Origin of the sequence: Halosubterraneus shenae, from assembly GCF_050510935.1 — an archaeon.
In the GTDB taxonomy this organism is placed as follows: Archaea; Halobacteriota; Halobacteria; order Halobacteriales; family Haloferacaceae; genus JBDGPU01.
In genome coordinates, this window is sequence record NZ_JBNLVO010000006.1 from 58,085 (window position 1) to 76,808 (window position 18,724).

Annotated in this window: 25 protein-coding genes; 10 read left to right on the forward strand and 15 right to left on the reverse strand. The window is 56.8% G+C overall.

Features of this window, described 5'->3' with window-relative positions; all coding sequences use genetic code 11:
• Positions 1-2: 2 nt before the first annotated feature.
• Positions 3-218: a heavy-metal-associated domain-containing protein gene (locus ACQE3M_RS13650; RefSeq protein ID WP_004048661.1), complete on the reverse strand. Its 216-nt coding sequence runs from the start codon at positions 216-218 to the stop codon at positions 3-5.
• 201 nt (positions 219-419) lie between these two features.
• Between ACQE3M_RS13650 and ACQE3M_RS13655 the strand changes: the two genes are divergently transcribed.
• Positions 420-944, forward strand: a complete 525-nt coding sequence (locus tag ACQE3M_RS13655; RefSeq protein WP_004048660.1) for an ArsR/SmtB family transcription factor — start codon at positions 420-422, stop codon at positions 942-944.
• A 29-nt stretch (positions 945-973) separates the two neighbouring features.
• Here the strand turns inward: ACQE3M_RS13655 and ACQE3M_RS13660 are convergent, their stop codons facing one another.
• Positions 974-2,440, reverse strand: a complete 1,467-nt coding sequence (locus ACQE3M_RS13660) for an amidohydrolase family protein (RefSeq protein WP_050051507.1) — start codon at positions 2,438-2,440, stop codon at positions 974-976.
• 328 nt (positions 2,441-2,768) lie between these two features.
• On the opposite strand from ACQE3M_RS13660, the gene ACQE3M_RS13665 reads away from it, so the two are divergent.
• From ACQE3M_RS13665 to ACQE3M_RS13700, 8 genes are all read left to right on the forward strand, one after another.
• Positions 2,769-4,163, forward strand: coding sequence for a permease (locus ACQE3M_RS13665; RefSeq protein WP_004594620.1), 1,395 nt, complete (start codon positions 2,769-2,771; stop codon positions 4,161-4,163).
• 125 nt (positions 4,164-4,288) lie between these two features.
• Positions 4,289-4,888: a helix-turn-helix transcriptional regulator gene (locus tag ACQE3M_RS13670; protein ID WP_430506187.1), complete on the forward strand. Its 600-nt coding sequence runs from the start codon at positions 4,289-4,291 to the stop codon at positions 4,886-4,888.
• Positions 4,889-5,056: 168 nt separating this feature from the next.
• A complete protein-coding gene (locus ACQE3M_RS13675) occupies positions 5,057-5,377 on the forward strand; it encodes a hypothetical protein (protein WP_004594618.1) in 321 nt (106 codons plus the stop codon).
• A 57-nt stretch (positions 5,378-5,434) separates the two neighbouring features.
• The gene (locus ACQE3M_RS13680; protein ID WP_004594617.1) at positions 5,435-5,788 is read left to right on the forward strand and encodes an SHOCT domain-containing protein; all 354 of its coding nucleotides are present in this window, start codon (positions 5,435-5,437) and stop codon (positions 5,786-5,788) included.
• A 95-nt stretch (positions 5,789-5,883) separates the two neighbouring features.
• Complete coding sequence (locus tag ACQE3M_RS13685; RefSeq protein ID WP_004594616.1) at positions 5,884-6,300, forward strand: DUF302 domain-containing protein; 417 nt, start codon at positions 5,884-5,886, stop codon at positions 6,298-6,300.
• A 3-nt stretch (positions 6,301-6,303) separates the two neighbouring features.
• Positions 6,304-6,657 carry an SHOCT domain-containing protein gene (locus ACQE3M_RS13690; RefSeq protein ID WP_004594615.1) on the forward strand — a complete coding sequence of 118 codons (354 nt, stop codon included), beginning with the start codon at positions 6,304-6,306 and terminating at the stop codon, positions 6,655-6,657.
• A 123-nt stretch (positions 6,658-6,780) separates the two neighbouring features.
• Positions 6,781-7,089, forward strand: coding sequence for a thioredoxin family protein (locus tag ACQE3M_RS13695; RefSeq protein ID WP_004594614.1), 309 nt, complete (start codon positions 6,781-6,783; stop codon positions 7,087-7,089).
• Between the two features lie 19 nt (positions 7,090-7,108).
• A complete protein-coding gene (locus ACQE3M_RS13700; protein ID WP_004594613.1) occupies positions 7,109-7,855 on the forward strand; it encodes a plastocyanin/azurin family copper-binding protein in 747 nt (248 codons plus the stop codon).
• A 284-nt stretch (positions 7,856-8,139) separates the two neighbouring features.
• On the opposite strand, the gene ACQE3M_RS13705 is transcribed toward ACQE3M_RS13700, so the two are convergent.
• The 8 genes from ACQE3M_RS13705 to ACQE3M_RS13740 form a co-directional block, all read right to left on the reverse strand.
• Positions 8,140-8,892 carry an ABC transporter permease gene (locus ACQE3M_RS13705; RefSeq protein WP_004594612.1) on the reverse strand — a complete coding sequence of 251 codons (753 nt, stop codon included), beginning with the start codon at positions 8,890-8,892 and terminating at the stop codon, positions 8,140-8,142.
• On the reverse strand, positions 8,889-9,491 hold the full coding sequence (locus ACQE3M_RS13710; RefSeq protein ID WP_004594611.1) for an ABC transporter permease: 603 nt from the start codon (positions 9,489-9,491) through the stop codon (positions 8,889-8,891). Before ACQE3M_RS13710 ends, ACQE3M_RS13705 begins: the two co-directional genes overlap by 4 nt.
• A gap of 127 nt (positions 9,492-9,618) precedes the next feature.
• Positions 9,619-10,242 (reverse strand): ATP-binding cassette domain-containing protein, encoded by a 624-nt coding sequence (locus ACQE3M_RS13715; protein WP_430506188.1) that lies wholly within the window; start codon positions 10,240-10,242, stop codon positions 9,619-9,621.
• Positions 10,243-10,458: 216 nt separating this feature from the next.
• The gene (locus tag ACQE3M_RS13720; protein ID WP_004594609.1) at positions 10,459-11,061 is read right to left on the reverse strand and encodes an AsnC family transcriptional regulator; all 603 of its coding nucleotides are present in this window, start codon (positions 11,059-11,061) and stop codon (positions 10,459-10,461) included.
• A gap of 59 nt (positions 11,062-11,120) precedes the next feature.
• The gene (locus ACQE3M_RS13725; RefSeq protein WP_011222411.1) at positions 11,121-11,261 is read right to left on the reverse strand and encodes a YHS domain-containing protein; all 141 of its coding nucleotides are present in this window, start codon (positions 11,259-11,261) and stop codon (positions 11,121-11,123) included.
• Positions 11,262-11,610: 349 nt separating this feature from the next.
• Entirely contained in the window at positions 11,611-12,492 is an 882-nt protein-coding gene (locus ACQE3M_RS13730; RefSeq protein ID WP_004594607.1) for a class I SAM-dependent methyltransferase, read from the reverse strand.
• A 7-nt stretch (positions 12,493-12,499) separates the two neighbouring features.
• Positions 12,500-12,871: a hypothetical protein gene (locus tag ACQE3M_RS13735; RefSeq protein WP_004594606.1), complete on the reverse strand. Its 372-nt coding sequence runs from the start codon at positions 12,869-12,871 to the stop codon at positions 12,500-12,502.
• Positions 12,872-12,923: 52 nt separating this feature from the next.
• Positions 12,924-13,295 (reverse strand): DUF411 domain-containing protein, encoded by a 372-nt coding sequence (locus ACQE3M_RS13740; protein WP_229772983.1) that lies wholly within the window; start codon positions 13,293-13,295, stop codon positions 12,924-12,926.
• A 579-nt stretch (positions 13,296-13,874) separates the two neighbouring features.
• Between ACQE3M_RS13740 and ACQE3M_RS13745 the strand changes: the two genes are divergently transcribed.
• The gene (locus tag ACQE3M_RS13745; RefSeq protein WP_004594604.1) at positions 13,875-14,873 is read left to right on the forward strand and encodes a universal stress protein; all 999 of its coding nucleotides are present in this window, start codon (positions 13,875-13,877) and stop codon (positions 14,871-14,873) included.
• 264 nt (positions 14,874-15,137) lie between these two features.
• Here ACQE3M_RS13745 and ACQE3M_RS13750 read toward each other — a convergent pair whose 3' ends face one another.
• The 5 genes from ACQE3M_RS13750 to ACQE3M_RS13770 all read right to left on the reverse strand — a co-directional run bounded on the left by ACQE3M_RS13750 (position 15,138) and on the right by ACQE3M_RS13770 (position 18,711).
• Entirely contained in the window at positions 15,138-15,425 is a 288-nt protein-coding gene (locus tag ACQE3M_RS13750) for a hypothetical protein (RefSeq protein WP_004594603.1), read from the reverse strand.
• 6 nt (positions 15,426-15,431) lie between these two features.
• Positions 15,432-15,977, reverse strand: a complete 546-nt coding sequence (locus ACQE3M_RS13755) for a DoxX family protein (protein WP_229772977.1) — start codon at positions 15,975-15,977, stop codon at positions 15,432-15,434.
• Between the two features lie 307 nt (positions 15,978-16,284).
• On the reverse strand, positions 16,285-17,460 hold the full coding sequence (locus ACQE3M_RS13760) for an NAD(P)/FAD-dependent oxidoreductase (protein ID WP_011222414.1): 1,176 nt from the start codon (positions 17,458-17,460) through the stop codon (positions 16,285-16,287).
• 28 nt (positions 17,461-17,488) lie between these two features.
• Positions 17,489-18,490 (reverse strand): DUF63 family protein, encoded by a 1,002-nt coding sequence (locus ACQE3M_RS13765; protein WP_004594600.1) that lies wholly within the window; start codon positions 18,488-18,490, stop codon positions 17,489-17,491.
• The gene (locus ACQE3M_RS13770; RefSeq protein WP_004594599.1) at positions 18,487-18,711 is read right to left on the reverse strand and encodes a DUF7123 family protein; all 225 of its coding nucleotides are present in this window, start codon (positions 18,709-18,711) and stop codon (positions 18,487-18,489) included. Before ACQE3M_RS13770 ends, ACQE3M_RS13765 begins: the two co-directional genes overlap by 4 nt.
• Positions 18,712-18,724: the final 13 nt, after the last annotated feature.

The following is an 18,724-nucleotide window of genomic DNA, read 5'->3' on the forward strand; positions in this document are numbered from 1 at the left end:
TGTTAGGCGGGCTGGGGAGTGTACCCCTGGTTTTCGATGGTCTCTGCGAAGGCGTCGGGGTCAGTGACGCTGTCGTCGTACTCGATCTCGACGCGGCCGGTCGCGTAGTGGACTTCGACGTGCTGGACGCCGTCGACGTTCGACAGGGCGCGTTCGACGGTACTCGCGCAGGTCGGGCAGTCGAAGTCGAGGACGCGGAATTGGGTTGTGTCGCTCATTACAGTTTGAGATAGTGCCCGTACCTCAATAAGTATTTTTTAGATGATATGTTTGAATTCGGATACGGGTCGTTGGAACAGTCAAACGGGTCGTCTAGGGCTTTCGCTATCGCGGGTCCATCCTGTACTGGATACCTCGACAGACACCTACCCGACTCCTGCCCCGCTACCTTTTCCCGCGTGCTCGCGCTCAGTTCTCGTATGAGTGATTCCGATACCGACCACCGTCTCGACGACATCGCGGTGCGAGACACTCGGATTTCGGACGCCATCGACGAGCCGATGCGGGCGATGGTCCTCGACATTCTGTCCGAGGAAGCCCTAACTGCGACCGAGGTCCACGAACGCCTCGACGATCGCGGCATCGACCGGACGGAGAACACGGTCCGCCATCACATCAACGAGCTCCGGGATGCGGGCCTCGTCGACGTCGTTCGCTTCGAGGAGGGGCGTGGTGGGACGACGAAGTACTACCACGCGAACACGATCGTCCTCTCGTACTCACTACCAGATTCGGCCGACGCCGCCGTCGAGGAGATGATCGACGCTGCCCAGCCCCAGATCACGGACGCGCTCACTACGCTCACCGACGAGTACGACGACGCTATTGAGGAGATCGTCGAGGATATGCAGCCCTGCGAGCACTGCCAGACCCAGAAGTACGAGACGTACGTTCTTCTGACCGTCCTGCGACGTGCGTTCGTTCGCGCCCACAGAAATTCCTGAGGGGGAACCACCCCTACGCTGGCAGGGTCTTAGAAGGAGAACCGATCACGCGCGGATTGCATCGCGAGGCGAGTCAGGAGTCGCGCAGGGCCACGCTTTGGGAGGTCCCGTACAGTCTCGATGCTGGTCGGCGGTTCACTACCACCAATGTCTAACTCCCAGCCTGTCTCGTCCATGAAGCGTTCGACAGCCTGATTTACTCGCTGTCGCACGTCGTCCGAGTCCATTGTCTCGGGCACACCATTCCGGAGGACGACGTCGCCGTCAACGATCACTGTCTCGACGTCGGCCGGCACCGCGTTGTTCACGACCTGTGCAGGAATATTGGTCCGTGGCGTGAACTTCGGTTTGTCGACGTCGAGGAGGATAATATCCGCGCGCTTTCCCGCTTCAATACTGCCGATCTCGTCGCCCATCCCCAGCGCGCGTGCGCCTTCAATAGTGAGCATTCGTATCAGTTCCATCGAGTCGAACTGCCCGGCTGAACGCTTGAGATTTGCCGCCAGCCGAGCTTGCCGCGCTTCACCGAACATGCTGTACGAGTCGTGCCAGTAGTGGTCGTCAATCCCTACTCCGACGTCGACGCCGGCGGCTCGAAGCTCGGGAACGGGCGTCCACTGCGTCTCCCCGTCCGGATTCCAGTAACAGAAGACGGACGGGCAGTGCGCAACAGCCGCGTCCGCCTCGGCGGTTCGCTGGATGTCCTCTTCGTCGGCGAGGCGGAAGTGAGCAGCGACCAGTCGGTCGTCCAGGAGTCCAACGTCGTCGAGCAATCCCACCGAGTCCTCGCCACCGTTCGCTCGTGCCATCGTGTTACTCTCCTCGAGTTCGAGCAAGTGCGTGTGGACGAGCAGGTCCGGGTACTCTGCGGCGAGGGACGCGGTCCGTTCCCACAGCTGCCTGGTACACGACCAGTCGTCGTGCGGGCAGATCGTCGCCCTGATTCGGCCCTCGTACGTGTCGTGGTACGTTTCGACGAACTCGCGAGCACGGGAGAACTGCTGATCGACTGGTTGGTCCCAGAAGAGGTCCGAGATCGCCGGGCCGAAAAATCCGCGGAGCCCTGCTTCCCCGAACGCCTCTGCACCTGCGGCAGGCCGTGCGTCCATCGAGTTCACGGTCGTGACACCGCCCAAGAGGAAATTGAGCGCTGCGAGCTCGACGCCTGCCTCGACGAGGTACTCGAATTCGCCGTTCCCTAATCTGTTAAACAAGGCCGTCCCACTCCCAAGCATCTCCGTCAGCTCGAGTTCGCTAAACGCACCGATGAGCGGTGTCATCTCCAAGTGCGTGTGGGCGTTCACCAACCCCGGCATCACCAGTTTCCCGTTCCCGTCGATAACGGTGGACGCTTCTAATTCTCCGTCTCCTGCACGTGATGGTCGGACTTCTTCGATACAGCCATCGGTGATGCATACTGTGCCGCGCTCGTACAGGCGGTTCCGTTCGTCGGCTGTGAGAACGAGTGCATCATGGATTGCCAGATCGACAGCCATCGTAAATTAGGAAGTGGATGTGACAGTTACCGTACTGGACAACCGAGCAGGCCGGCGAAGGCTGTTCTTCCAGGTGGTGTTCCCCTCATTTGGGATATCATCGGTCTCTACTGGTCCCATTAGCCTCTAATACGTCGGCGTGATTTAATCAGATTCCCCTTTTGAATCTGAAGTCGGATTCCGTGGAGCTTGTGGAGGTTTGCAATGTTTTCCCCTCTTCACGATAGATCATCTATGGCCGACGGTTACGATGCCATAGTACTGATACCCTCATAGGCAGTATATTCTAATCAAAACCGCAATAGATGATCCCTACAATGATACACCTATGCAGGCGACGATAATCGACGGAGTTCTTGAATCCCTTCGTATCGGTGTCGGATTTCTCTGGACGGCGGCGTGGGCGATCATCATGGGCCTCACGATTACGAGTCTGGTCCAGGTCTACGTCTCGAAGGAGCGGATGGCACAGGTGCTGGGTGAGGGCGATCTAACTGGACTTACCAAGGCGACTGTGTTCGGAGCAGCAAGCAGTGGCTGTAGTTTCGGCGCCGTCGCCATCGGGAAGGGCCTGTTCAAGAAGGGGGCGCACGCGGTGAACTTCCTCGCGTTCATGTTCGCGTCGACGAACCTCATCGTCGAACTAGGGCTGATGATTCTCATCCTGCTTGGCTGGGAGTTCCTCGTCGCGGAACTGCTCGGCGGCCTGATTCTCATCGCCGTCATGGCCGCCATCGTCCACCTTACGCTTCCCGAAAACCTGTTTAACGAAGTCCGCGAGAAGCTCAACGAGCGCGACCGCCAGGCGGGCGTCACGGAAGATCCCACCTGCGGGATGGAGGGGAAAGACGAGTACACGCTCACGACCGACGGCGGTGAGACGCTCAAATTCTGCTCGGAGGGCTGTATGGAGACCTATCGCCAGGAGACGTCGAGTAGCGGCGGGTGGCGTGACGAGTTGCTGTCGTGGGGTGGCTGGTACAAGGTCGGGAATCAGTACCGCAAGGAGTGGTCGATGATCTGGAAAGACATCGTCGCCGGCTTCCTTATTTCTGGGTTCGTCATCGTCTTCGTCCCGCAGTGGGTGTGGAACACGCTGTTCATTCAGGGCGACGGCCTGCTCGTGACTGCCGAGAACGCCGTCATGGGCGTCATCATCGCCGTCCTCAGTTTCGTCGGCAGTATGGGCAACGTCCCGTTCGCCGTCGCGCTCTGGGGTGGTGGCGTCAGCTTCGCCGGGATCATCGCGTTCGTCTACGCCGACCTCATCACCGTGCCCGTCCTGAACGTCTACCGGAAGTACTACGGCTGGAAGGTGATGCTGTACATCCTCGGCGTCTTCTTCGTCACGATGGCGTTCACCGGCTTCCTCATGGAGCTGCTGTTCGACGCGCTGGGTATCGTTCCAGATCTGGCGGGCGGCGAGACGGCGACTGAACAGACGTACTTCGAGCTCAACTACACGTTCTACCTCAATATTATCGCCTTTGCGCTCTCCGGGTTCCTTCTGTATGTCTACCGGCGGGGACTCGGCGCACCAGGTCAGTATCGAGATCCGGTGTGCGGGATGCGAACCGACGATGAGGGCCCGAGTGCGTCCCACGATGGGACGACGTACTATTTTTGCTCAAAGAAATGCAAGCGTACGTTCGAAGAAGAACCAACGGAATTTACTAATCAAAGCCCGCAAATATCGAGCCACGATCACGATCATGACCACTGATGATCGCACTGTGGTTCATCCGCTGTGATGGGGTTCATCATCACAGTTTCAATCCGCAATTGTCACACCTACTGCGCTCAAATAGACGGTATGAATAGTCAAATCCCGCAACTCGGGGCTGTCATATGAATCGCCGTCGAGCAGATACTGTCGTCGGTGTGCTTCTCGGGTTCGTTCTCCTGGCCGGCGGGGTACTCAGTTGGCGGGCCTATCAACAGCGTCGGGCTATCGAGCAATCGATGGGGTCAATGATGGGTTCATCTATGGGAACGATGCACGGCCCAGACCCCCTCTGGTACGTGGTTGGAACCCTGCTGGTTGCTGGCGTTATCGGTGGCGTCTATTACGTGGTCCGGGGAGAACTCACCGATCCAGATGTGGCCGACACAACGGCGCCTGTCGATCCTGCACAGACATCGGCGGCAACAGCTACGTCGATGGATGATGACGCTGCACCGGCGACGTCTATCAATCCTGAATCGGACCCCCAAGCACGCGTTCTCGATCTCTTACCGGATGATGAACGACGCGTCCTCGAACCCGTCCTGAACTCCCCCGGAATCACGCAGATTGAACTTCGGGATCGATCTGAGTTCTCGAAGAGTAAAGTAAGCCAGACCGTGAGTTCACTCGAGGAGCGAGGTCTGCTGTATCGGGAACGACAGGGTCGGACCTATCGTGTGTATCCGAGTGATGACCTTCGGCAGCAACAACCGGGAAAATAGTCGCTATCTATCGGGCGCTCTCCCTCTCGAATTCCGTAGGTATGAACGGTCTCCCTCGAGCAAAACGGTTAGAAGATGTTATAGACGTTCTCGAACGTTCTCCTGTATGGATTCACACCCATGTCGATAACTCCCGAGCAGGCCTACGAGTAACCGAGGAGAGAGACAATGACCAACTTCAAACTCGGCCGGTGGCTGCTCGTGGCGCTCGCGATTGTCGGACTCGCGTTCGCCGCACCGGCAGTCAGCGCACACGACAACGCAACGACCGCTGACGACGCGCCTACGGACAATGCCACCGCAGATGAATGGGCCACTTGGATGGAGGCACAGATGACCGAACACATGGGCCCGGGTAGCGTCGAGTGGATGGAGTCGCACATGGGTGTGACCGTCGACGAGATGGCCCAGGACATGGCTGACGGGGAATACCACGACGGGGCTGACGACGGCTACAACGGCGGGATGTACGGGCAGGGCCACTGCTGACGGCTCTGGCCGTTTCGATCGCTCCAATCGAACACCACAACTCACCAACGCAAGATAATGACGCAACTCACCACTCACATCGGACGCACTGCTCGGCGACTCGCGATCCTCGCCGTCCCGCTGCTAGTTGCGGCGACTGGACCGGCTGTTGCCCACGGTAGTGGGAGCTACGGCGGCGGCATGATGGGGGGCGGCTGGGGCCTCTTCGGTGGAGCGATGGGGCTCTGGGGGTTCCTCTGGATGGGGCTCCTCATCGCCGTTCCGCTCTACATTGTCTATGCGCTCCTCAATCGAGGCTCCGGTGGGAACGAAGAGCAGTCGCTGTCGGTTCTCCGTGAGCGCTACGCCCGCGGAGAGCTCTCGGATGACGAATTCGATCGGCGGCGAGAACAGCTCGAACGCACCGGATGACTGGAGCAGCTGCTGTTCCAGCCGATACATCATATTCCCAACGGCCGCCGTTGCGGCACCCAACCGTTAACCCCGTAGACGGGGTATGATACTTCATGGAATACACAATACAGACTTCAGTCACCGGTGAGTTCGACGACGTCGTCGACACGACGATTGCGGCGCTCAAAGACGAAGGATTCGGCGTCCTCTGTGACATCGACGTCCAAGCGACGCTCGAGGAGAAACTCGGCGAGGAGTTTCGACAGTACTGCATCCTCGGTGCGTGCAACCCGGGGCTGGCACACGAGGGCCTGAACGAAGAGATCGAACTCGGCGCACTCCTCCCGTGTAACGTCATTGTCTACGAAACCGACGGCGGCGAGGTCATGGTGAGTGCCGTCGACCCACAACAGCTCGTCGGCATCGCCGACAACGAGGCACTCGACTCGATCGCGAACGAGGTCCACGACCGGTTCGAACGCGTTCTCGCCAGCGTCGCGGACGAACTCGAATCATCGACCGAGATCTGAACCATGACATCATCAAACCAACTCGACACCACAACCATCGTCCTCCTCATCCTCGGGGCGATCATCGTCCTCCCCTTGCTCACGATGGGGATGGGATTCGGCGGGATGATGGGATACGGTGGAATGATGGGTGGATACGGGACGACCAGCGGCTGGTGGCCACTCGTCGGGATGCTCGTCCAGCTGGTCTTCCTCCTCCTCCTGCTCGGTGGCGGATATCTCGTCTTCCGTCGCGTGACGGCATCGCAGTCGTCGCGGAATCCCGCAATGGAGGAGCTGCGTATGGCATACGCCCGCGGAGATCTCACCGAGGAAGAGTTCGAGGCGCGTCGGAACAAGCTCGAACGCTCGGAGTGACGGTCCGACCACCAACCTCCGGCGTTACTCACGTCCGGCCCCTTGGAATCCGAAATCTGTGACCCTCACAGCTTTCGGATGTGAATAGAAGTGTGCTAAAAGCATAAGACCATACTAGCTACTATGACGGAAGTTATCCTGTTCACACAGGAGACTTGTGGAGCGTGCGCAACGCAGCGAGAGAAAAACGAGGGTATCGAAGATGCGTATCCGGATGTCGAGTTCCGGGAGGTCGACATCCAGACCGATCTGGAGACGGCCGAGGAGTACGGTGTCCGAAAGACGCCAACGACGCTCGTGTATGCAAACGGGGAACAGACGGCCGAGTTCATCGGCATCGTCGACCGGGACGAATTGGAGGCTGCCATCGAGAGCGCCGGCCAGCAATCGCCCGGACTCACGAACCGGCTCGCCAGCATCATCCGTGGATAACAGAAGCCAACCAGCTACAATGACAGACTACAGTAGACGCCAGTTCCTGGGAGCGCTCGGTGCTGGCACAGTCGCGAGTGCGGGATTCACCCAACCAGTCGCCGCACAGGAGACGCCCGTCGTGAAGATGGGCAACAACTACTTCGACCCGATCGGGCTCCACGTCGAACCTGGCACGACCGTCCGCTTCGAGATAGCAGCCGGAGCTCACTCGGCGACGGCCTATCCGGACCGCGTTCCCGCCGACGCCACCGCCTTCGACAGCGGGACCATCTCGCAGGGGAGCTTCGAGCACACGTTCGAGGTGCCCGGAACGTACGACTACTACTGCATCCCTCACAAGACGGTCGGCATGGTCGGTCGCATCGTCGTTGGTAGCCCTGGCGGTCCAGCTGAAGACAGCCCGATCCCGGACGGCGAGGTCCCAGACAGCGAAACGATCGTCCAGAACGGCGCCGTTGCCGTCGGCTCGGACGTCGACGGCAGTGGGAGTACCGATGGCGGAATGATGGGTCCAGGGATGATGCACGGCCGGAACGGTGGATGGTTCGGTGGGCTGCCGTTCGTCGGCGGGGCACTCGGGATGCTGGGGCTGGTCGGCGGCTTCCTCTACTGGGCAATGGGTCGAGGCGATGCACCTCCAGAGAGTGACGATTCCGCTATGGAAACCCTCCAACGTCGTTACGCACGAGGCGAGATCGACGAAGAAGAGTTCCAGAAGCGTCGTGAACGGTTGGAGACTGGGAGTGAAGACCCATCTCGGTAAGGCGCGGTGTCGTCGCCATTTCTACACGCCTGAGGTCCCTCGCTCAGGAGTCCTTCGAAGACCTGTTCCTACGCCGCGGCACTTCTCCGCGGAACGTAAGCCGCACTCATCGGTGCCCAGAGAACGAGGGACACAGCAGCAACCAGAGTCCACCGAACCGTTTGCCCGATCAGACGGTCGTAGTGAAATCCGAGTCAAACTATCCAATTGAGCGAAGCTGGATATAGTGCTGTTTGGGTCTTCTCCCCTACAGTTACCGGAGTAAGTAGTCTACTGGCCTGATCTTACTTCTCCTGTGTAATTCGGTAGTAGACGCCGATTGTGAGGACAGCTACGAGGAGGAGGTATCCAGTAGCCCACACCAATGAGAGAGTCGTATCTACGTCCGTTGTGAGTCCGGTATCGACCATCACACGGACGGGCCAATAGCCGGGGAGTAGTTTCATCCACCATTCGGGCTCGGACTGGATGAACAGCGGATCCTGGAAGAGTCCGATATCGAGCATCGGGAGAATCAGCATTAGCCACATCCCGGCTAGGCGGTCGAAAACGGCCCCGACGAGCATCCCGATGAGACCATACGTGACCGAGACGACGAGCATCGCTGCGACGAACCACCAGAGATGCTCAGGCTGGAAATCGACGAGCATCACGCCGACTGAGACGCCGGTAACGATGAGAGTGATTGCTGCGAGGACCCCAAACCGGGCAGTGATTACCTGTCGTGCACGATAGCCGGCGACTGCCAGACGACCGTCTGTGTCTTTGGCTTCTCGCATCAGGAACAACCCGGCGAGTCCCGCGATGAGGGCGCTCGTAATCGGCGTCATAATCACGCCGTGGACCTCAGGCATCCCTCGCATGACCGTCACCGTCTCACCGTCGACGAGCGTCCGAACCGGCATCTCGACGTCCTGGGTGACTGCGAACGCCAACGTGATGAACGAGACCGGTAGGACGACCAGTAGAGCGACGAGGACGTAGTTTCGCGCCTGTTCTTTGATGCCGATTGTGAACGCCGTTGTCGTACGACTCATGCGGACCACCCACCACTGGTGCGCATCGTCACTCCGAACACTGCGGTGACGAGTACAAGCAGGACTAGCAGGTATCCGGCGACGAAGCCGAGATCACCCGTCGTATATGTGCCTTGGAACATCGCCTCCTGAAGGAGTTCCTTTGGATGATAGAGCGGGAAGTATTCCACGAACTCGGGAACGTCGGCGGCCAGCGGACTGTCGCCACTGAGGAACGCATCCATCATTGCAAGGAACACCACGACGAGCGAGCCTTCGAACAGTCGTGGAAGGAGCGCCCCGACGAGTGCGCCAAGAAACGCATAGACGAGGCCGGCAAGTACGAGGAATACGAACGTCAGGACAGGGGCTCCCGGTGAAATCGTCAGCCAGAGAACGCCGTAGTTTACGGCAGCCACGACAACGGTCACTCCTCCGAGCGCCGCTAATCGAGTCGCAAGCAGTGTTCGGGGTGGATAGCCTGTCTGAACGAGTCGCCGATCGGCTGCACGCGCACTAATCATCTGCGCGAGTCCCATCAGGCCGGCAATGATGGCGACCCCGAATATCGCTCCGAGAAGGCGACCTAGCTCGATCGGAATCGCCTCGACCGTCGGCATACTTGGTAACCCAGCCATTGCTTGTCCCCAGCCTTCGATAACGACAATCGGAAGGAGAAGTGCTAGGACAACATTCAGGGGGGTTCTGAGGAAGGTGGAGACGTTCGCCCGAATCCCCGTCCAAACCCTATTCATCGGTCTCTTCCCCCCGTTCACTGGCCGTTGCATCAGTCTCGCCTTCCTGGTCAGTCACGTCGTAGACCTGTCCGTCACGAACCTCATAGATGCGGTCGAGACGACTTTGCTCTTCGATCAGGTGTGAAATCATCGTGACAGCTGTTCCGTCGGCAGCGAGTTCCTCGGCGAGATCCCAGAACGTGAGATACGTTTCCCAGTGGAATCCAGTGTAGGGCTCGTCCAGCATGAGGACGTCCGGATCGTGCATCAGGGCGATACTGAGATTGATTTTCTGCCGGTTTCCACCACTGAGTTGGTCGATTCGGTAGTCAAGGTACTGCTCGAAATCGAGTTTCGACGCCAAGCGGTGTTTGGCCTCATCGATTTCTTCGGCGGTCATTCCGTATCCGGAACCGAACAGTCGGAACGTCTCTCCGACCGTCAAGCGGTCGTAAAGCAGTGGTTCCTGTGGACACCAGCCAACGGTTCCCGTCCGTTCGACTGTTCCGGAATCCTGTTCGAGGACACCGACGAGGATGTTCATGAGCGTGGATTTGCCCGACCCGTTCGCGCCGACGATCCCGACGATTTCCCCCGTCCGAATTTCGAGATCGGCATCGGTGAGGACGGTCACTGACCGCGTAAATGGAAAACTCGATCCGTACGTTTTTTCAATCTCATTAGCACGGACGAGTACCTTGTTGCTTGTAGCTTCTCCTTTGGTGGTTGTGGACGCTTCCATAGGTGTATACACACGCTTCTAATTCACTGCGATTACTGTTTCAAATCAAAACTATTTGCAGCAAACTCGTAAGCAATCAGGAATTGAGTATACAGCTAATGCTAGACTCTAAGCATCAGATTTCTCTTGACTTTCTGTATACTGTTCCCTATACGTTGTTTCACAGTTCTCACTGCAAAACTGCTGGAGTGAACCACCGACACGGGTGGCTAGTCCGTCTTCACCGACAGTGGTTCCGCAATTTGCACATTTGAGTGCGGATTCAGTCCCCTCGGCATACGCTGATTGAGCAGCGTTCGACAGCAGTTGTACGTCGTATCGCCGCACGTCAGTCAGTGGTAGATATTGCTGCGCCCAGTTTCCGACTGTATTCCGCGGCGGCGTCGCAACAGCTACGATTTCGCCCTCCGCAGTTGTGAATACGTGTTCTACGGCTGGGGTCTCGAGGATCGATTCTCGAAGAGAATCCGTCTTTCCGAGCTCAGGCTGGAGGCGTACCATGACGTGTATCCGGTTTTCGTACTGTGTGAGGTCGAGATCAACGGTGAATCGACGAATGACATCTTCTTGCTCCAACTGACGGACGCGTGCTGAAACGGACGGGGGTGAAAGATTTACAGCCTCAGCAATAGTGCTGTAGGGTCGTCTCGCGTTCTCCGCTAAAAGACGGAGGATTTCGCGATCCGTGTCGTCAAGTTCTGGTTGGGTCATCGAAAGGCGGAATGGGGGTGGGTGTGGGGGAGCTACGACGCAGGTGTGGGGTGTGACGGTTAGACGTACTCCTCCGGTGTCGAGGTGAACGTCTCCTTGCAGCCCTCGGCACAGAAGTAGTACGTCTGACCGTCGTACTCAGCTGTGGCCGCCGGATCACTTTCATCGACGTCCATTCCACAGACTGGATCAGTTGCCATTCGGTTTCACCCCACATCAATGGTACGAGGGCCTGAATCAAGCAATTTGTTCTTAGCAATCCAAAGTCGGGATACATAGCGATTTGAGCCGTGCTGCACGGTTTGGCTTTTCTGACTCCACAATCAACGGTTAGTACCTCACAATCCCGAACTATCGTTCGAGTATACCAACGGATTCCTATCTGTGTCCTATATAAATACTGGAGTCTGAACCAATTCTAAACCTATGGGTCACGATCCACCACACGACAATCACGAGCAGTGAAGACCCCACAGGTCCATCCAAATTCGTGGATGCTCAAGCGTCGACGTGACGATCCGATTCTTTCTTGCGCCGTGCAAGTAGCAGTCAAGTAGTCTCTAGTTCCGCAACGAAGATAACGTGTCGCAGGAACGGCAGCGCGTGGTGAGCCTTCCGTACCTGCTCAGTAATCGCTGGGGGATCGAGATCATACGCTCCTAACAGTCGTTCAATGAGAGCCCGGAGCGGGCTCGTGAGTAGCTGGAGGTACAGCGTCGTCCACTTTCGGAAGCGTCCGACGCTGTGTTTCGTGATATCTTCGACCGCTTTGAGCTCAAAGCTCGTCTCGTCGAGAGCAGCTTTGTATCCTTCAACAGTACCCAAGGACGGCATATCCCACGCATCCGCAAATGAATCGACCAATCTCCGTTCCGTTTCAGTCACGTCTGACTGCATCACGAGATCGGAGACTACGAGAACCCCCTCGGGTTCGAGGGTATCTGCGACTGTAGCGAAAACGCGATTCCGCTCGGGGAGGTATACGAGTGCGTCGATGGCTGTACACGCGGTAAACGAGTCCCTGGTAAACGGGAGTTGTGTCGCGTCACCGATGATGAACTCGGAATCGAGGTGCTTACCCCGTGCGTTCTCGGTTGCCATCTGGATGTTGTACGGAACGAGGTCGACACCAGTGACGTTGAAGCCGAACTGATAGGCGAGGTGGAGGGCTGGACCCCCCCGACCGCAGCCGACATCGAGGAGGCGCACTCCGTCGGTTGTGGGTAGATGCGACGCGACCCTTGAGCCGACTTCCGTGACGAGGCGACGTTGACTCGAACCGGCTATATGTGGCTGGTACCACTCCGAGTAGCCGAGATTGAGGAACTCGTCAGTATCGAACAGGAGGTCGAACGCCCGCCAGATATCGGCTCGCTCGCCGCGGTAAGAAAACTGGTCGGTGATTCGGTGGCGGAGAGTACTCTGATCCATCGGCCACCTACTCGAGTTCGGAAACCTCCGAATAGCAGTACTCGGATTCGTCGCAGTACGCGAGGTCGGCACACCCGCGAGGACGCTGGTAGTCGATTCCCTTGTGCCGTCGGAGATACGTCACGTATCCGTCGTCGACGCGGTCCAGGATGTCGTGACAGATCCACTTCTCCCTAACCCACGTAGTGCCCAGATTTCGGTACGGACACAGGAAGATCGTCCGTTCGACCGAATCAACCTGTGGCGTCTCGACGATCCGGACACCGACAAGGCGATAGGCGATGCGAAGACGGGTAACGACCGATTCTGGCGTATTCGCGCCGAGGAAAAGGACGTATGCAAGCACGTATCCGAGATCGTGGAGGAGTCGTCGAATCATTGTTTAGGGTGTCGACTGCCGTCCCAAAGTATCTTGACCAGGTGTTTTCTGTTCAGATTTCGGTGTACACGTCACCTGTCTTTCCGCCGCCGAGTTTGTAGACGGTGAATGTGTCGGACTTCGTCCCGCCCATCCCCGGCGATCCAGCCGGCATCCCGGGCAACGCGATGCCGTCAATCGCCGGCTCTTCCTCGAGCATCGTCGCGATAACCTCGGCAGGAACATGTCCTTCGACGACGTACTCGTCGAGGACGAGTGTGTGACAGCTCTGTAGATCCGATGGAATACCGTGTTGGCGCTTGAGATCCGTCACGTCCTCGGTTTCGGTTTCCCCGAGCGTCGTGTCGAGCTGTTCCCGCAGGTACGACGCATATTTTCCACAACAGCTACAGCCTGGTGAACTGTATTGTTGGGCGTTCGTCACCGCTAGCGTTCCCTCGATATCCCACTCATCCCCACTCGATGACCCCAAACAACCGGCGGTTCCGAGTGCGACTGTCGTCGCACCGACCCGTAGTAGTTCGCGACGAGTTACGGCCCGTTCCATATGCTCGTCACTTGGCTCGGAAGTATTCAATTGTACGTCGACCTTTCCTGTGTATTGAGAACGGATTCAAGCACGACGGGGAAGGTGACTTTCAGTTCTGAGGAGGAAACCCCAAAGGTCAGAGTCCCGTATTCGTCTCTATGTGGCGACCCTCATCGGTCGAGGGTGCTGCCGTGACGGTTTTCCGTCAACGAGCATATCGGCCTTAAATTGCGCCCAACATGACCCAGAGCATGACTCGTCGCACCGACTCCGACACTTCACTCCTCGAAACTGTGGGAAATACGCTCTCGTCGAACTGATGCGACTCCAAACGACGTCTCCACTCTTTTCGAAATAGACGTGCTATAGCGAGTTACTTGCGATAAAAGCCTCAAGTCACCACCCCAGAGACTGTTCTCCCGGTTTCGATTCTTAACAGAAAGCACGGTAAATCGTCGTTACGTATAGATATGTATGAACTCCCCCAGCCATCTAGAAGTTCGAGAAGGTGCGGACATCAACCTGTACAACCAGATCCTCATTCCACTCTACGGAGCTGATATAAGGGACTCAGTGGTCCAATATGGCCTATCACTTGCAGAAACGTATGATGCGGCTCTCCACGTGTTATATATTCAAGATGAGGAACGCACGGAGGTGGAATCCGATCAAGTCACTAAACAAGAGGAATGGGACGCAGCAGCGGTAATTGAACCCGTGGTGGATCAGGCCCACTCGCTCGGACTCAATGTGATACCAGCAGTGGATAGTGGGCACTCTCCAGGTGTTATTCGGGAATACGCTGAGGAGAATGATATCGATTTGCTTGTCCACCAGAAACCTACACAGACTAGATTAGCACGAATTCTCCGGAGAGACGTCTCCAGCCACATCATTCAAAATATCTCTCTTCCTGTCTTGACGATACCTGATATGGATCCCTCTGATCCGGTAGGAGAGTTATCTACTAGTCAGTTCACAGATATTCTCGTGCCTACGGATGGATACGACGAGGCATCTGTGGCCTTCAAACATGGGCTACAAATTGCTAAACGGTATGATGCAACCCTACATGGACTTTTTATCATTTCCGAACAGTCCTATTCGAGTCGGCCTGGATTCACGTGGGAAGAGGTCACTGACTCTTGGGAACAGCGGGGAACTCGGCTCTTGGAGGACATTACGGAGAAGGCAGCGACCTTGGACGTTCCTGTCCGAACTACGTTGAGCTTTGGTCAACCTCAGCAGGAGATTCTCAAATACACTGAGGTGACTGACATCGACCTTGTTACAATGGGGACACGAGGATTGACTGGCATTCGTCGGCTATTACAGGGAAGCGTCGCAGCTCAAGTGATCGAGGAAGCAGATTACCCCGTTCTAACGATTAACCGAAGGACAGCTGAATTGAAAAAACACCCGTACACCTTTCTTCGAAAGACAAACCAGAATCGGAAGTCAAGGCTATATTGAAATATTATTTGTAATATACTAATTTCAGTCTTAAATTCGGAAATTCTAATTGCGTATTAATCCCCGTTTCTTCTACCAAACCAAAGAGTGTTAAGTTCGTTCTGCTGAATAAAGCGCGCGTACTGACCAGAAGGAAAACCAAGAAACGACAGGGCTACTCCTAAAAATCGTGTTTGTCTTCACGTTTAGGTGCATCAGATGGACGTTAGTGCGAGCAACGCGAAAAGTTAACTGGCAAATGGCTCCACGGACTGAGTTGTTGAACTAGTCGTCCATGCCGGATGGGGTTTGGCCCGTAGTCGATCCCGACGGTGCCGACCCTGCGGCAAACTTGTAAACGGCGACGAGTCCCCAAATCACCAAGCCGAGCAGGATGATGCCCGCCCTAATGTCGATGGGGACCACTGCAGCGTGTTCGATTGCTCCCTCGCTATCGACTGGGTGCCCGGCTCCCAGTAGCATGTCGAGCAGGCCGATCACGACGACGCCCAAGACAACCAGGCCACCGCCGACGTACATGGCGATTTGGTCTGCCGTTGATAAGTCACTCATTGGTAGTCACCCGAGGAGTTTCCGTAATCGCGTGTTCTCGAACAGTTCCATCTCACGCAGGCGGTTATCGACTGCCAGGACGCCGCCCGCTCCAAGTGCCACAATGGTTCCGAAGACCATGATCCCAAGGAGTTCACCCGTGACCATACCGTTGGCCCAGCCGCCACCGTAGCCGTTGATGAAGTAGAAGAACAGCATCATGAAGGCACCAAAGAAGGCGGCGGTCCTCGTGAGGACACCGAGTATCAGCCCGAGACCGATGGCGGTTTGCCCAAGCGGTACCGCCACGTTGACGAACGCCAACAGGATGCCGTCGCTGAACGGCGTGACGAAGGGGGCGAGAATCGTGCCCTGAGCGGCTCCGCCGACGAACCAGCTGGCGTCGAAGGGCCACGCCCAGATTTTGTCAAGGCCAGCGTGGAGCATCCACCACCCGGCGGTCAGCCGGAGCAGCAGGATCCAATACGACAACCAGGCTCCCGAGACCGAGAACGACGTCTCGGTTCCGAGAAAATTCGTACGGATGGATTGAGTTGACATGGCATACTTCACCTCACGGCTGATTTTGTCAGATGTAGTAAAAAAGATTGATGGTGTTCGTGATTTCTAAGAGTCGGGGCTCATTTCAGGAACGCGGATATCCGAGGTGAGTTGGATGATTCTCAAGAAGGAATTCGGTCACCCTCTACGGACTGATTGTGTGCTGGGGCGTGTAAGCGGGAACACTGATGAAGCCGAGCCCACCGAATTCTGGATCTCGGAAAATTCGCTTGAGGGACTCCATTTGCTGATTTAATCCTCTGTACTTACCGATCCTCCCAGTAGCTAACAGATTCTGAGAATTTAACTCGAGCGGATGTCAATTAATCAACTCCCATTGGTTAGTCATTCCTCCATAGACACGGTTTAAAACTCGTCGTCTCGAGAAAATACGGGCAAACAAAACAGGGTGGCGGAGGAGACGCAGTAGAACTGTACTCGGAGACCGGTCAACGTCTTCAATATCGATCCCGGCAGCGGCACGAATTGCTGCTCCCAGAACCTTGGGATTACGAGTTTCAAGAAAGTATCTCACAACTGTGGCGAAAATGTACTCCGTTTTCATCCTCTGATATAAACTGTCAGGAAAATTGTGTAATTGGCCGCTGTTAGCCAACTCTGCGGCCAAGAATCCCGATTCAACGGCCTGTGAGATCCCCTTTCCGGTGAGTCGGTTTGCGATACCTGCAGCATCACCCACCCGTACGACGGAATGCTCCGGTAGATAGGTTCTGTCGGGATCAAGGCTTGGTCCCTCGGGAATGATTGCGACGTTCGTCCGTTCCTGCGACGGGACTGGCCACCCATTCCGCTTACAGGCTTCCCTCAATGCCTTCATATAATCACTAGGCCGGTCACTGACCGTCCAGCCGATACCAACGTTGGCTCGTTGCGATGTCTTCGGGAATGCCCACGAGTACCCTGTATAGTTCTCCAGAATTATCCGGCTGTTCGGGTACAACTCGGTGAAGTCCCCTTCGACATCACTGTTAAGCGCTACCATATATCCTGAATACTCGTTGGTTGTTCCGAGCGCTTTACTAGAGAGTGATGGCTGACCGGTTGCATCAACGACGAGATCATACTCATCGGTGAACTCGTGGAAATCTGTCCGTGTGATAGACTGGTTTTCGTGGATGTCAACACCCTTCTCTGAGAGTTGTTCTGCCCAGGACTGCTCAACGACATTTCGGTCCGTTATATATGTATCCGCAGCAGGAAAGGTGCCGGCTCCAGTGCGGTGGCGATCGGCGTCGATTCCGTCATACACCTCCACTTCCATCGCTGGCAGCGGATTGAGAAAGCCGTTCTCTACAGTCGGCTCGAGTGGGATCTTCGATACCGCTGTCATCGCTTCTCCGCAATTAACGCGTTTGCTATCGTAGGACTGCCGCTCATATAGTTCGACGACGAATCCAGCGTCGTCGAATCCAGCAGCTGCTGCAAGCCCGGCCATCCCTCCACCTATTACCGCAATTTTGGACGTTCGTGTCATCGGTTTTTGCCAATCTTTGAGGCCATCGTTAAGCTCCCAACAGCATCCGAAGTGACCCACGAACGCCCATCGGGAGTCCGATCGCTCCGATGAAGAACGTCATAAGCCACCACCACGTGTGATTCATCTCCTCTTTCGCATCGGCGAGATACCACACGATGCCGACAGTCACGACGAGTTTCAGCACGAACGTCGATCCGGAGAATCCAGTCGCCTGGTACACGAGATTCGTCACGACCAGCTTTGGGGAGTAGCCGAGGAACGTCACACCGATGAGATTCTGCGCAGCGTCCCACAACTGGCCGAAAACGGCCAGCAGAATTAGCGGGTGTCGAAGGTGTGTGATATTGACGAAACTCGCGCCCCAGTAGTAGAGTGCGGTTACGCCGAGCGCTATCCCCGTCGTCGCGACAGGAACCCATAGGCGGAGTGGGGTCGATGTCGAGAGGCCGTGCCAAACAGCCCACCAGACGGCCCCGACAGCCCACACCGACCCGACGAGCCCGACTGTTAGCGGGATAGATCCGATATTTTGGTCACGCAAGAGTGCACCGACACCGAGCGCGAGGATGGTGACAGCGGTGACGACGATGTAAATCGATGGCGTGATGAACCACACCGCGTAGTCCCCGAGCAGCCCGAGATCCTCGAGGGCGCGCATCGCCCCACCTGCGATGATGATCGGAGCGAACCCGTAGGCCAGTCGTGCGTCGAACGTGACGTCGAGTTGGTCGAGATACGCACGTAGTCCGGGGAGGCTGTATACGACTGCCGCGAGGTAGATTACCGTGTTCACCGCGTTGTAGCCCTGGACAGCACGAACCCCCTCGTGCGTGACTGGCTGACCGGCCGCATCGGCGACGACTGGTCCCCAGAGATACTGCCAGATGAACCGGTCGTAGACCAACGTCGGAAACACGAGGATGCCCCCACCGAGGAGGACGAGCGGGGCCAGCAGGTACAGCGCCCACCACTCGCGTGAGCCGGTCTCCGGAAGGACAGTCTCGACGCGGCGGGTGACAGTACTCACGACCCGTTCACCTCCAATCGCCACGTCGTGCTTTTCGAGCGCCCCCACTGTTCGAGTGAAACGATTGTGAGTTCGTCCTGGAGCTGGCTGAGATACTGCGCGACTGCCTTGGGAGATCCGTCGAGGTCGCTGGCAATCTCGCGAGCCCGGAGGTATGTCGGTTCGCTACTGGCTGTCTCGACGAGGTACCTTCGAACCGTGTGCCGGGAAATATTCGACATTGATCTAGAGGTG

Excerpts from the sequence above, each read along its gene's own strand:
- ACQE3M_RS13650 (WP_004048661.1), bottom strand. The coding sequence starts at position 218 with ATGAGCGACACAACCCAATTCCGCGTCCTCGACTTCGACTGCCCGACC.
- ACQE3M_RS13655 (WP_004048660.1), top strand. The coding sequence starts at position 420 with ATGAGTGATTCCGATACCGACCACCGTCTCGACGACATCGCGGTGCGA.
- ACQE3M_RS13660 (WP_050051507.1), bottom strand. The coding sequence starts at position 2,440 with ATGGCTGTCGATCTGGCAATCCATGATGCACTCGTTCTCACAGCCGAC.
- ACQE3M_RS13665 (WP_004594620.1), top strand. The coding sequence starts at position 2,769 with ATGCAGGCGACGATAATCGACGGAGTTCTTGAATCCCTTCGTATCGGT.
- ACQE3M_RS13670 (WP_430506187.1), top strand. The coding sequence starts at position 4,289 with ATGAATCGCCGTCGAGCAGATACTGTCGTCGGTGTGCTTCTCGGGTTC.
- ACQE3M_RS13675 (WP_004594618.1), top strand. The coding sequence starts at position 5,057 with ATGACCAACTTCAAACTCGGCCGGTGGCTGCTCGTGGCGCTCGCGATT.
- ACQE3M_RS13680 (WP_004594617.1), top strand. The coding sequence starts at position 5,435 with ATGACGCAACTCACCACTCACATCGGACGCACTGCTCGGCGACTCGCG.
- ACQE3M_RS13685 (WP_004594616.1), top strand. The coding sequence starts at position 5,884 with ATGGAATACACAATACAGACTTCAGTCACCGGTGAGTTCGACGACGTC.
- ACQE3M_RS13690 (WP_004594615.1), top strand. The coding sequence starts at position 6,304 with ATGACATCATCAAACCAACTCGACACCACAACCATCGTCCTCCTCATC.
- ACQE3M_RS13695 (WP_004594614.1), top strand. The coding sequence starts at position 6,781 with ATGACGGAAGTTATCCTGTTCACACAGGAGACTTGTGGAGCGTGCGCA.
- ACQE3M_RS13700 (WP_004594613.1), top strand. The coding sequence starts at position 7,109 with ATGACAGACTACAGTAGACGCCAGTTCCTGGGAGCGCTCGGTGCTGGC.
- ACQE3M_RS13705 (WP_004594612.1), bottom strand. The coding sequence starts at position 8,892 with ATGAGTCGTACGACAACGGCGTTCACAATCGGCATCAAAGAACAGGCG.
- ACQE3M_RS13710 (WP_004594611.1), bottom strand. The coding sequence starts at position 9,491 with ATGCCGACGGTCGAGGCGATTCCGATCGAGCTAGGTCGCCTTCTCGGA.
- ACQE3M_RS13720 (WP_004594609.1), bottom strand. The coding sequence starts at position 11,061 with ATGACCCAACCAGAACTTGACGACACGGATCGCGAAATCCTCCGTCTT.
- ACQE3M_RS13725 (WP_011222411.1), bottom strand. The coding sequence starts at position 11,261 with ATGGCAACTGATCCAGTCTGTGGAATGGACGTCGATGAAAGTGATCCG.
- ACQE3M_RS13730 (WP_004594607.1), bottom strand. The coding sequence starts at position 12,492 with ATGGATCAGAGTACTCTCCGCCACCGAATCACCGACCAGTTTTCTTAC.
- ACQE3M_RS13735 (WP_004594606.1), bottom strand. The coding sequence starts at position 12,871 with ATGATTCGACGACTCCTCCACGATCTCGGATACGTGCTTGCATACGTC.
- ACQE3M_RS13745 (WP_004594604.1), top strand. The coding sequence starts at position 13,875 with ATGAACTCCCCCAGCCATCTAGAAGTTCGAGAAGGTGCGGACATCAAC.
- ACQE3M_RS13750 (WP_004594603.1), bottom strand. The coding sequence starts at position 15,425 with ATGAGTGACTTATCAACGGCAGACCAAATCGCCATGTACGTCGGCGGT.
- ACQE3M_RS13760 (WP_011222414.1), bottom strand. The coding sequence starts at position 17,460 with ATGACACGAACGTCCAAAATTGCGGTAATAGGTGGAGGGATGGCCGGG.
- ACQE3M_RS13770 (WP_004594599.1), bottom strand. The coding sequence starts at position 18,711 with ATGTCGAATATTTCCCGGCACACGGTTCGAAGGTACCTCGTCGAGACA.